Below are 12,220 nucleotides of genomic sequence, written 5' to 3'. Positions count from 1 at the left end.
CGACGCCTGATGACGTAATTTCTGCCTCGGAGGTACGTAAACAATGAATAAAATCCTGTTAGTTGATGATGACCGAGAGCTGACTTCCCTGTTAAAGGAGTTGCTCGAAATGGAAGGTTTCGATGTGCTGGTTGCCCATGATGGGGAACAGGCGCTCGAGCTTCTGGATGACAGCATCGATTTACTTTTGCTCGACGTCATGATGCCGAAGAAAAACGGCATCGATACACTGAAAGCGCTTCGCCAGACACACCAGACACCCGTAATCATGCTGACCGCTCGCGGCAGCGAATTGGATCGCGTACTTGGCCTTGAACTGGGCGCGGACGACTATTTACCTAAACCGTTTAACGACCGCGAACTGGTCGCGCGCATCCGCGCTATTCTGCGTCGCTCGCACTGGAGCGAACAGCAGCAGAGCAGCGACAACGGCTCACCGACTCTGGAAGTGGATGCGTTAAGCCTCAACCCGGGTCGCCAGGAAGCCAGCTTCGACGGGCAAACGCTGGAGCTAACCGGCACCGAATTCACCCTGCTCTATTTGCTGGCGCAGCATCTCGGCCAGGTGGTTTCGCGTGAACATCTGAGCCAGGAAGTGCTGGGCAAACGCCTGACGCCTTTCGATCGCGCGATCGACATGCATATCTCGAACCTGCGTCGTAAGCTGCCAGAGCGTAAAGATGGGCATCCGTGGTTTAAAACGCTACGTGGTCGCGGCTACCTGATGGTCTCCGCTTCATGATAGGGAGTTTAACCGCACGCATCTTTGCCATCTTCTGGTTGACGCTGGCACTGGTGTTGATGTTGGTACTGATGCTACCCAAGCTCGACTCACGTCAGATGACCGAGCTACTGGACAGCGAGCAGCGCCAGGGGTTGATGATTGAGCAACACGTTGAAGCTGAACTGGCGAACGATCCACCCAACGATTTAATGTGGTGGCGTCGCTTGTTTCGGGCGATAGACAAGTGGGCGCCGCCAGGACAGCGGTTATTACTTGTTACCACGGAAGGACGCGTGATCGGCGCAGAACGCAACGAAATGCAGATCATTCGTAACTTTATTGGTCAAGCCGATAACGCCGACCATCCGCAAAAGAAAAAATACGGTCGCGTGGAGATGGTCGGGCCTTTTTCCGTCAGAGACGGTGAAGATAACTACCAGCTGTATCTCATTCGACCTGCCAGCAGCTCGCAATCTGACTTTATCAACCTGCTGTTCGACCGACCGCTGTTATTGCTGATCGTCACCATGTTAGTCAGCTCTCCGTTATTGCTCTGGCTTGCCTGGAGCCTGGCGAAACCGGCGCGTAAGCTGAAAAATGCAGCGGATGAAGTGGCCCAGGGCAACCTGCGTCAGCATCCGGAGCTGGAAGCCGGTCCGCAGGAGTTTCTGGCGGCGGGCGCCAGCTTTAACCAGATGGTGACGGCGCTGGAGCGGATGATGACCACGCAGCAGCGCCTGCTGTCGGACATCTCTCACGAGTTGAGAACGCCGTTGACACGTCTGCAACTGGGAACCGCTCTGCTGCGCCGTCGTAGCGGTGAGAGCAAAGAGCTGGAGCGCATTGAAACAGAAGCGCATCGGCTGGACAGCATGATCAACGACCTGCTGGTGATGTCACGTAATCAGCAGAAAAACGCGCTGGTCAGTGAAACGGTGAAAGCCAATCAGCTATGGGGCGAAGTACTGGATAACGCCGCCTTTGAAGCCGAGCAGATGGGTAAATCGCTCACGGTGAATTTCCCGCCGGGTCCGTGGCCGCTGTACGGCAACCCAAATGCGCTGGAAAGCGCGCTGGAAAATATTGTGCGCAACGCCCTACGCTATTCACACACGCAGATTGAAGTGGGCTTCGCGGTGGATAAAGACGGGATCACCATCACCGTTGACGACGATGGTCCGGGCGTCAGCCCTGAGGACCGGGAGCAGATTTTCCGTCCGTTCTATCGTACCGATGAGGCGCGCGATCGCGAGTCTGGCGGAACGGGTCTGGGTCTGGCGATTGTGGAAACCGCGATCCAGCAGCATCGTGGCTGGGTGAAGGCCGAAGACAGCCCGCTGGGTGGTTTACGGCTGGTGATTTGGTTACCGCTGTATAAACGCGCTTAACAGGCTTCCCCGGTCACGTATCGCCGGGGAAGCACTCACATTATGCAGTTGCGGTCGCAGCCGCTAGCTTTTGCTTTTTGATCCGCTTCACCAGAATTGTCGAACAGATAAAGCCCATTAAGCTGAACGCAATCATCACGCTAAAAACATAGTTGTAGCCTGTGATGCCGCTATTGGTATCCAGCAAATATCCGTATAACGTGTACGCAAACATGGCGGGCATATAACCGATGATGCAACCAAACGCCATTGCCGAACCGGCATACTCACGTGGCGTACCAATCTCATCCATCGGCGCGAAGAAAATCGCACGCTGTGAGAAGATAATCGCCCCGAATCCTAATGTCGCGGCCATACCGATATACACGTTCATTGTTTGATGCGGCAACTGCATGAAAACAAGCATCGCAACGGCAGAGATCAGAAAGGTCCATTTCAGGTACACCGTAGGCGATTTAGCAACCTTATCCGCCAGCAGCCCACCAATCGGCCCTCCTACCATTTTTAACGCATACTGGTTAATGATGCCGTACGCGCCTACCAGTGCTACCGGCAACATGTAGATGTCTTTTAAGAAGGGGATAAAGTAAGTCAGCCCACAATATGCGGCGTAAACGAAGAAAATCCCTAAAGAAGCCAACCAGACGTTAGGACAGGACAAAACATGTTTAATCCCCTTTAACACTTCCATATTGGCACTGGTATTCTCGCCGCCTTTCACTTTGTCGTCATCGACTATAAAGTACGTCACAATACCTGCCGCAAGCGTAATGACCGTATAAAACAACAGACCCGCCTGCATTCCCGCTTTGCCTTCACCAAACTGAACAAAAACAAACAGGGCACCAGAAGCGACGATGACATCCACCACGCCACGTCCGGCTTCTAAAAAGCCAAACATGCGGCCTTGTTCTTCTTTCGTACCCAGCAGACGTACGGCTTTCAGCAATACCGGCCAATACACCACATCGGCAAAAAACGCCATTGCGGCAAAGCAAATGAGATAACCGGTAAATGACGGTAGCGTTGCCAGATATAAACCGCAAAGCCCAACACCGATCAGACCAAAGGGTAATAATATTTTCTTAGAATAACGGTCTGCAATATAGAGCGAAAGAAACAGGCCGGTTGTCTGAACAATCGTATAAACCGTAAAACTCAAGCCAATCTGCGTATTGGTTAAACCCCAGTCATTTTGCATTGGCACATAGAAAACATCTTTCATACTTGAAAGTTTGAATATTGTGCCGCCGCCTAAAATCAAAAAACAAAGCCTTGCCCATTTATTCATGAACATGAGTAAACCCTCATTGCTTGTTGAGAGAAATATTAAGATTAATTTATATAATTAATAAAATTGTAGAGTTATTTTCATAACCCTGTTCGCATTTAGTAAAATTTTAAAAAGTTATTGATTACCTATAAATTTATTACACAAGTCACGAATATATTTTATTTGAGCCAGAGCATGTTCTTTTTCCTGCGCCAGTCGCGCATCAATCATGTCAGCGTCGGGTAGCGGCGTATAACTTGCATCGCGCCATGGGATCCAGGGATTATCACCTTCATCATCGAAACGAAATGCCGGAGCATAATATTCAACTTCTTCTTCCAGACCAAAAGCATGTACTTGTGGTTTATCTTCACCTAAGAGTAATAATGCCTTGAGCATCTCCTCCATGGGTAAGTCGCCGTATCCTGAACGACAAGCCTCATGCCCCCAGCCTTTACCTTCTTTAATAATTTTAGCGTCTTTAATATGTACCTGAGTGATCCAAGGAGACATGACCTCTAACGCAGAAAGCGGCTGCTCATTAGCGTTAATCATGTTGCCAAAATCAAACAGAATAGAGAGATTCTTCATCCCACTGTTCTTAACCAGCGTCACCAGTTCATGACCTTGCAGATCTTCATGCTGTTCGATGGTAAAGCTTAGGCCGCAGTCATCATGCTGAGACAACCACGCAATATCATTGGCGATCTTCGCCATAACATCGTTGAGATGCCCTTCATAGCGCGGGTAGAAACGAACTGACGTTGCGCCAGTTGCCATGGCAATACGGATCGCATCCGTCAATGTCGCCTGGTCCGATGCGCTGGTTTCAATATGCACATCCAAATTATATTTTTTGGCCTTTTCTTTAAAATCGTGTAACTGCCGATCGTTTAGTTTCTGCAGTGACTGGGACTCGCCATCCTCAACATGTATTTTTACACCTTTTAATTTTTGCTGATATGCAATATCCAGAAGATCGCCAGGGAGGACTCTCTCATAGCGCATATTCAGATGAAAGGCATAAGCATGTAGGTACAGCGGTATATTTCTCGCGCGTTCAGCGAGAAGTTCCTGGTTATATTTTCCCATAGTTTTCTCATTCATCACGAATAACAAGTTCCACTGATTCAAGTCGCCAGTATTCAAAATCAACCTGAACCACTTTTTTGTCTCGGGTTGCCCGATGTTTTTCTACTAAAATTCCATAAGTATTTGGCGCAACGCCCAGTTCTTTGCAGGCCACTTCCGGCATATTGACCGGTTTAAAAATCATCTCTTTGATATTTAAAACATGACCGAACGCATCTTCCCAGACGCTGGCAAAAGACTGATTGCCAAGTTTGTTTATGAATCCCGGTGCAACATCGGCATCAATATAGGATTCATGGTAAAACACTTTATGTGAATCAAGACCACACCAGCCGGTAACTAAATAACGATCTCCGGAGGAGAGAAAAACATCATCAACATGGTGCGGAACCGTCTCAATCGTTTCCTTGGTCAAATAATCCCAAAAAGGTTTACGTCCCTGGGCACAGGCCTCGGCATTGAAGCTGGAAAGTGATTTCGGGTTATAAATGAATCGCTTCGATGAAATAAACCACCCGCTACGGTTCTTGCGGAAAATACGTGCATCAATCTCCAGCTCGATCAGAACCTGACGTAAGGTCATGCGCTTTGCATCCAGCAGCTCACATAGCTCTCTCTCCGAAGGCAATTTGGAGCCCGCAGGCAAATTATTCTCGTTTAACCAGCTTTCAAAGCGCTCTCTGAGCACATCAACATTGTTTTTCTTTTTCATCTCATTCAATCTGGTTTAAACCAATTTGAAGCTAAGATATTTGAGTGCACGAAATACTCAAGTTTTTTTTCAACGCAGCGTTTCTTTTTGTGGGCCAGGTATCAAGAATGGCCTGGACACATGGCGCGACAGGCAGGTTTTAGTACGTGAGGAGATGAACCATGAGGAAGATAAATCAGGTGTCGCCACCTGATTTAATGGCAAGCTAAAGGTGAGAGTTATTTGCCCCACAAACGGCGGGAATTATCTTCGATCTTGCCGCTTAAACGGCGCTTTTGCATCGTTCTGGTCCAGCTCTTCGATAACCCGGCAGCCGACAGTAAACGGTGATACTGCGAGTCATCAAACGGCATATGCCAGGCAATGGCAATCGCCTCGCGCACGCTGACGTCGCTCACGCGTGACGCCAGGATCAACGGCGCGTCTGCCGACACCTGACCGGGAGCGATGACGCTACACAGCCAGCCCGTCTTGCCCGCATCCTGCATCTGGCTGGCCATATCGCTGATGCCAAAATGGAAATTCAGCTTAAAGCACGGCGAGCGCGGCTGTGTGACCTGAATCAGAGCGTCTCCCCACTGGAAAATGTCGCCAATATACACATTCTCTTCTGTCAGCCCCTCAGTGGAGAGGTTTTCGCCAAAAGCGGGGGCAACAAATAACTCCGCCTGCTCCGGAAACTCTTGTCTCCAGTGCTGATAGTGTTCACGCGGATAATGGCACAGCGCGCGATCCGGCCCGCCATGAATTTTCGTTTCCGCCTGTTCATCCCCCGTCAGGCCCAGCTCGGTCAGCATCAGCTCACCATCGACCTGAACTTTAGCAATCGCGCTGGGACGACTTCCCGTATAGTCCCGAATCTTGCCTGTAAAAACATCGACCGGATATCGCATCTGTTCCCTCTCCCGATAAATTTCCCCCATTACACCATATTTATTTTATCCCAGTCGCTCAAAATGAGAGCACGGTTCACATGAAACTTAAGGACACATGCTATCAATGTAATCTGGTTTTGAAACATCATTTCAAATAAGGAGTCGACTACGTGACTGGTCAATCGCAATTTGCTGGCGTCTGGTGCCCTTCCATTACGCCAATGGACAATGACGGCAAGATCGATCTCAACGGTCTGAGCCAGCATCTTAAACGCCTTACCGAGGCCAAAATCGACGTGATTTTGCTGATGGGCAGCATCGGGGAGTTTGCTTCCTTTACGCTCGAAGAACGACTGCTGCTGATCCGTGAAGCCCGGGCCATGAGCTCGCTGAAGATGGTCGCCAACGTCTCATCCACCTGCCAGAATGATGTTCTGTTGATGGCGCAGGAAGCGTATCGCGCAGGTTATGATGCCGTGATGATCCTGCCGCCTTATTACTACGGACAAACGGCGAAACAGCTGCTGAGTTACTTCCGCCAGTTGGGACAGAAACTCAGCGGTAAATGGTTTGCCTATAATTTCCCGGCGCGTACCGGCTGTGATTTAACGCCGGAGCTGGTTGCCACTCTCGCTGCCGAGTTCCCAAATTTCGCAGGCATCAAAGATACCGTCGACTGTCAGTCACATACCCGCAGCATGATTCAGACAACGCGCGCCGTGCGGGAAGATTTTGCCGTACTGTCCGGTTATGACGAATACTACATTCCTAACCTGCTGGCAGGCGGGGCGGGGATTATTTCAGGGTTGAACAACGTTATGCCGGAACTGTTTGTCAGTGCGCGGGAGGCGTTTAAGCAGGGCGATCTGGCGACGCTTCTCGATATTCAGGACCAGATTGGCACCTATATGTCCATCTACGCCATTGGCGAAGATTTTGTCACCACCATCAAAACCGTGGTATCGCGTAAGTTTGGCTACTGCACCGGTGTGTCACGTAATGCTGGCGGAGAGTTGAATGAGGGGGAATGTCGGACTATTGATGAGGTGTTCGTCGTCAAAGGTTAACTGACTAAGCCGGATGGCGCAGACCATCCGGCAAAAGAGGCTTACTTCACGGTACCACGAAGATCAATTTCCGCCGCCCTGGCTTTGACCTTTTTCGACCAGATGGACGTGATAATCGGTACCAGAATGGAGGTCACAATCACCGAGGTCGCCACCAGAGAGGTTGCCGCTGGCGCCATCGGTTTAAATGCCGGAACCATTTCAGCAATCAGTACCGGTGTAGCAACCGCCGCACCCGCTGAGCTGGAAGCGGCAATCCCCGCTGTTCCATCGCCGCCGCCAATCAGTTTATCAGCGATAATCAATGGGATCCCGGTGATGATAATCACCGCCGCGCCCAACAGAATCCCCAGCACGCCGGTCTGCGCAATCACGCTCAAATCAATGGTGTTACCCAGCGCGAAGGCGAAGAACGGGATCAGAGTCTGCACAGCTTTGCTGAAGAACTCCCGCAGTTCAGGGTCCAGATTACCCAGCGCAAAACCAATCAGGAAGGGTAATACGGCCCCCACAAACACGTGTGGTTCAAACGAAGCAATCCCCGCGGTACCCAGAATCACCATGGTCATCAGCGGGCCTGATTCCAGAGACATCAGGACAAATGCCCCGGCCTCTTCTTTGGTGCCATACTGCTGCATAATCGAGGCGTACAGCCCACCGTTGGTCATATCCATGGCGGCCACCAGCGCCAACGTGGACAACCCGGCGAAGAACCCGACTTCCACACCGTGTTCCGGCAGGATGCGTGAGGCAATCGCCGCTACCACCCACGCCACCAGAATTTTGGTGATGACCAGCGTGCCTGATTTACGCAGCACGGTGCCGGTTGCGCTTAGCTTAATCGACGCGCCCATACAAAAGAACCAGACCGCCAGAATAGGCACCGTACCGGTGATCATACCGTTGGTAAATGAGCCGAAATATTTCCCGGCGCCGGGTGAAAAGGTGTGACATAACGCGCCGAGGAAAAGCGGCACCAGCATCATCCCGCCAGGGATTCTCTCTATCGTTCGTTTGATCTGCATTTCCATCACCTGTAGACATAAAAATGGGGCAATTTTTATGGGCGATTGCATCTTACTTTTGAGATGCGCCCGTCTTGATGAACAGAAGATAGACATTCAGAGGGATTATAAAAGTGATCCCACCCGCACAATAAAACATTGTTTCAATTTAAATGGATCAATGTTCCCATGTTGATTTTGATCACAAAAAAGCCCCCACAAGCAGCGCTTGTAGGGGCATTATTTAAGCGTAGAACTTATTTTTTAGCGGCGAAACGCGCAGCAGCTTCATCCCAGTTCACCACGTTCCAGAACTCTTTAATGTAGTCCGGACGGCGGTTCTGGAATTTCAGGTAGTAAGCGTGTTCCCAAACGTCCAGACCAACGATCGGGAAGCCGGAAGCGCCAGAAATTGCTTCACCCATCAGCGGGGAATCCTGGTTAGCGGTGGAAACGACAGCCAGTTTGTCACCTTGCAGCACCAGCCACGCCCAGCCGGAACCAAAGCGGGTGGCCGCTGCTTTTTCGAATTCAGCTTTGAAGTTATCAACAGAGCCGAAGTCGCGTTCGATAGCCGCTTTCAGCTCGCCCTGCAGCGTAGTGCCGGTTTTCAGGCCTTTCCAGAACAGGCTGTGGTTAGCGTGGCCGCCTGCGTTGTTGCGCAGTACGGTTTTCTTGTCCGCTGGCAGTTGATCCAGTTTGGTGATCAGCTCTTCAGCCGACAGGCTGGCGAATTCAGGCAGACTTTCCAGCGCAGCGTTGGCGTTGTTTACGTAAGTCTGGTGGTGTTTGGTATGGTGAATTTCCATCGTCTGCTTATCGAAGTGCGGTTCAAGGGCATCATAAGCGTACGGCAGGGATGGCAGTGTATAACTCATAATCATCTCCAGTGTTGTCGGGCGGCCAGTGTTAACGCCGCGTAAGCAGTTGGGTCATTATAGTTAATTAAATGATATTGAAAATGATTATCAATGCCGTACTTTTTACAAGGTTTTAGTCATTCAGTCTATTGCAAAAGTTGTGAACCGAATCACCCACTTAACGTGATGATTGCCAACATGCGTAAAATGGCGGCAAGCGTTAAAAGGTTAACACCTTGCGTAATTTTTAAACTCGTTAGGTCGGAGGGGTCATTACCGACGATAAAAAATAACGAGGATTAAGTCATGAGTAACGCGATTACGATGGGTATCTTTTGGCATTTGATAGGCGCAGCCAGTGCCGCCTGTTTCTATGCCCCGTTCAAGCAGGTCAAACATTGGTCATGGGAAACGATGTGGTCGGTGGGCGGGATCGTCTCCTGGCTTATCCTTCCGTGGACTATCAGCGCTATGTTACTTCCCAATTTCTGGGCCTATTTCAGCTCCTTCAGCCTTTCCACACTGGCCCCGGTATTTCTTTTCGGTGCGATGTGGGGGATTGGCAACATTAACTATGGCCTGACTATGCGTTATCTCGGTATGTCGATGGGTATCGGCATTGCGATAGGTATTACGCTGATTGTCGGCACACTGATGACCCCGATTATCAACGGCAACTTTGACGTGCTGATCAACACCTCCGGCGGACGCATGACGCTGCTTGGCGTACTGGTCGCACTGATTGGCGTGGGCATTGTTACCCGTGCGGGTCAATTAAAAGAACGCAAAATGGGCATCAAAGCCGAAGAGTTCAACCTGAAAAAAGGGTTGGTTCTGGCGGTCATGTGCGGCATTTTCTCCGCAGGGATGTCATTTGCGATGAACGCCGCGAAACCGATGCACGATGCCGCCGCCGCATTGGGTGTAGACCCGTTGTATGTCGCCCTGCCCAGCTATGTGGTTATCATGGGCGGTGGTGCGCTGGTCAACCTGGGTTTTTGCTTCATTCGTCTGGCAAAAGTGAAGAACTTGTCGATAAAAGCCGACTTCTCGCTAGCTAAACCGCTGATCATCAGCAACGTGCTGCTCTCCGCGCTCGGTGGCTTGATGTGGTATCTGCAATTTTTCTTCTACGCCTGGGGCCACGCGCGTATTCCGGCACAGTATGACTATGTAAGCTGGATGCTGCACATGAGTTTTTATGTCCTGTGCGGTGGGATTGTTGGTCTGGTATTGAAAGAGTGGAAGAATGCGGGTCGCCGTCCGGTCAGCGTACTGAGCCTCGGCTGCGTGGTGATTATCGTCGCGGCAAATATTGTTGGTCTGGGAATGGCCAGCTAAGCATGCTGGGTACTGAGATGACGCCACTGGCTCGGCGTCATCCCGGTTTCCCGCGTAAACACCACCGAAAAGTAGTTACTGTCCTCAAAGCCGCAGCGCATGGAAATCTCACTAATCATTAACCGGCTATGCTTGAGCAGATATTGAGCATGGCAGACCCGCACCTGGCGGAGATACTGGTTGATGGTCATCCCGGTCTGGCTACGAAACTGCTGGCGCAAAACGCGCTCGCTGCACTGTTCGCGCTCGCAAAATTTATCCAGTGCGAAAGCATGCTCATGGCTCCCGGCTAACGCGGTAATGAGTTTATCCAACAGCGTTTCACTCGACGTTGCCGGGAGCGTATCTGTGGCATAACGATGGCGTTTAAGGAGTGTCACCAGTTGCCCGAATAGCAGTTCCGCCATGCTAAAAGCCTGCGCATCGCGTTGATTACTTTCATGCTCAAGCTGGCTTATCACCTGCCGGGCCTGCGTCATGCCAACGCTGCCGAGTCGCCAGTGCGGCTGCCGCGGCGTACCGTTAAATCCGGGGATCGCCCCTTCCCAGTCAACATTCAGCGTCAACCGCTCCGGGCAGTAGATGATATTTTGCAACACAAGGTCGTTTACGGAAGTGTAGGAATGTTTGTCTTCGGCGCGAATGTAAAACAGATCGCCACGGGTTATTCGGTATGGACGATCGTTAAGGACATGCAGACCATTGCCGCGCCAGACCAGGACCAGCTCGCAAAATTCATGGGTATGCTCCGCAAAGACATCCTGCGGATAGCGGTCAGCCACGGCAACAGCCTGCTGCTCATGCGCAAAAAAATCTGATTTCAGAAGGATTAGCTGATTCGCCACCGCATTACCTCAACCTGGACACTTGCCGGATAAGGCGCAGCCGCCATCCGGCATGAAAGGGTATGATTATCAGCAAACGGGCGGTAAAAAACGTTGATAGCTTTCGCGTTACTGCAGGCTGCTTCCCGCCATGAGATCGCGCCCCTGGCGAATATCGCGTGGCGACCACTCGAACTCACGGCGAAAAAGCGTCGAAAAGTGATTACTGTCGCCGAAACCGCAGAGATACGCGATATCGGTCACGCTGTCATCACTGTGGCGAAGCAGATGTCTCGCTTTAATAAGCCGCAGACGGTTAAGGTAGCGCTGGGGCGTCAATCCCGTTTGTTGTTTAAGCTGGCGGTGCAGTGTGCGCAAAGAGAGCGAAAACTTCTCGGCCAGCGCCTCCCAACACACCTCGTCAGCAAAGTTATCTTCCAGCCACGCCATCAGAAGGTTAAGCCGCGCGTCGTTATCGGTTGCCGCTGCCATCAGGCTGCTTTTACGCAACACGACCAGTAGCTGCATAAACAGAATTTCACGATTTGCTGCCGTTGGCGTATCCATCCCGTCACCAAGCGCTTCCATTTGCCCCACCAACTGTCGGACCTGCTGTAATACCCCCTGGTTTACCCGCCAATGGGATGGATACTGCCCATTCTGTTCCTGAGGTAAAAGCTGATTCAGCCCGGCTAAAAATTGAAACGCATCCGGGGATCGATACAAGACATTGGTCAGACACAAATTGTCCGTATGCTCATATAAATGCCGGTCATGATCGCGGACGAAACACACCGTACCACCGCTGATGGTGTAAGGCTGTCCGTTGAACACATGGATTCCCGTACCATGCTCAACCACCACAATTTCATGAAAATCATGATGATGTTCCGGAAATGCGGGTTGAGGAAGCCGTGGTTCAATAGCCACTGGCGCTTTACCTGTCGGAAAAAAGTCTACGCAATGCAGTACTGTCATGACGGCTCCCCCTGTTTAGCGAATATGGCTGAATAGTAATTAAGGGTTACTACCCTCACCTTAAATTTTTGACGCCAAAGTG

The 12,220-nt window shown here is 50.9% G+C and carries 12 protein-coding genes; 4 read left to right on the top strand and 8 right to left on the bottom strand.

Annotated features, from left to right (window positions below; translation table 11 throughout):
* The first annotated feature begins 43 nt into the window (after nt 1-43).
* Both cpxR and cpxA read left to right on the top strand, forming a co-directional pair.
* Nucleotides 44-742: an envelope stress response regulator transcription factor CpxR gene (gene cpxR, locus FDX11_RS04230; RefSeq protein WP_038635960.1), complete on the top strand. Its 699-nt coding sequence runs from the start codon at nt 44-46 to the stop codon at nt 740-742.
* The gene (gene cpxA, locus FDX11_RS04225) at nt 739-2,112 is read left to right on the top strand and encodes an envelope stress sensor histidine kinase CpxA (protein WP_042313425.1); all 1,374 of its coding nucleotides are present in this window, start codon (nt 739-741) and stop codon (nt 2,110-2,112) included. Before cpxR ends, cpxA begins: the two co-directional genes overlap by 4 nt.
* A gap of 40 nt (nt 2,113-2,152) precedes the next feature.
* Here the strand turns inward: cpxA and FDX11_RS04220 are convergent, their stop codons facing one another.
* The 4 genes from FDX11_RS04220 to yiiM form a co-directional block, all read right to left on the bottom strand.
* A complete protein-coding gene (locus FDX11_RS04220; protein WP_087856673.1) occupies nt 2,153-3,403 on the bottom strand; it encodes an MFS transporter in 1,251 nt (416 codons plus the stop codon).
* Nucleotides 3,404-3,520: 117 nt separating this feature from the next.
* Entirely contained in the window at nt 3,521-4,477 is a 957-nt protein-coding gene (locus tag FDX11_RS04215) for a sugar phosphate isomerase/epimerase (protein WP_042313589.1), read from the bottom strand.
* 7 nt (nt 4,478-4,484) lie between these two features.
* Complete coding sequence (locus tag FDX11_RS04210; RefSeq protein WP_042313430.1) at nt 4,485-5,189, bottom strand: GntR family transcriptional regulator; 705 nt, start codon at nt 5,187-5,189, stop codon at nt 4,485-4,487.
* Between the two features lie 218 nt (nt 5,190-5,407).
* Entirely contained in the window at nt 5,408-6,082 is a 675-nt protein-coding gene (yiiM, locus tag FDX11_RS04205) for a 6-hydroxyaminopurine reductase (protein ID WP_042313432.1), read from the bottom strand.
* 152 nt (nt 6,083-6,234) lie between these two features.
* Between yiiM and FDX11_RS04200 the strand changes: the two genes are divergently transcribed.
* The gene (locus tag FDX11_RS04200) at nt 6,235-7,131 is read left to right on the top strand and encodes a dihydrodipicolinate synthase family protein (RefSeq protein WP_137350349.1); all 897 of its coding nucleotides are present in this window, start codon (nt 6,235-6,237) and stop codon (nt 7,129-7,131) included.
* Between the two features lie 41 nt (nt 7,132-7,172).
* On the opposite strand, the gene kdgT is transcribed toward FDX11_RS04200, so the two are convergent.
* Together kdgT and sodA are read right to left on the bottom strand one after the other, a co-directional pair.
* Nucleotides 7,173-8,156 (bottom strand): 2-keto-3-deoxygluconate transporter, encoded by a 984-nt coding sequence (gene kdgT / locus FDX11_RS04195; protein ID WP_137397550.1) that lies wholly within the window; start codon nt 8,154-8,156, stop codon nt 7,173-7,175.
* Between the two features lie 236 nt (nt 8,157-8,392).
* Nucleotides 8,393-9,013, bottom strand: a complete 621-nt coding sequence (gene sodA, locus FDX11_RS04190) for a superoxide dismutase [Mn] (RefSeq protein ID WP_137397549.1) — start codon at nt 9,011-9,013, stop codon at nt 8,393-8,395.
* 288 nt (nt 9,014-9,301) lie between these two features.
* On the opposite strand from sodA, the gene rhaT reads away from it, so the two are divergent.
* On the top strand, nt 9,302-10,336 hold the full coding sequence (rhaT, locus tag FDX11_RS04185) for an L-rhamnose/proton symporter RhaT (RefSeq protein WP_042313441.1): 1,035 nt from the start codon (nt 9,302-9,304) through the stop codon (nt 10,334-10,336).
* On the opposite strand, the gene rhaR is transcribed toward rhaT, so the two are convergent.
* Both rhaR and rhaS read right to left on the bottom strand, forming a co-directional pair.
* Nucleotides 10,333-11,181, bottom strand: a complete 849-nt coding sequence (gene rhaR / locus FDX11_RS04180) for an HTH-type transcriptional activator RhaR (protein WP_137350347.1) — start codon at nt 11,179-11,181, stop codon at nt 10,333-10,335. The genes rhaT and rhaR overlap by 4 nt on opposite strands.
* Before the next feature lie 108 nt (nt 11,182-11,289).
* Nucleotides 11,290-12,138 carry an HTH-type transcriptional activator RhaS gene (gene rhaS, locus FDX11_RS04175; RefSeq protein ID WP_042313449.1) on the bottom strand — a complete coding sequence of 283 codons (849 nt, stop codon included), beginning with the start codon at nt 12,136-12,138 and terminating at the stop codon, nt 11,290-11,292.
* Nucleotides 12,139-12,220 lie beyond the last annotated feature (82 nt).

Source organism: Citrobacter sp. wls714, assembly GCF_005281025.1.
GTDB classification, from domain to species: Bacteria; Pseudomonadota; Gammaproteobacteria; order Enterobacterales; family Enterobacteriaceae; genus Citrobacter; species Citrobacter werkmanii.
The sequence above is the reverse complement of the archived record's forward strand: the minus strand, read 5'-3'. Positions and strand labels throughout refer to the sequence as shown.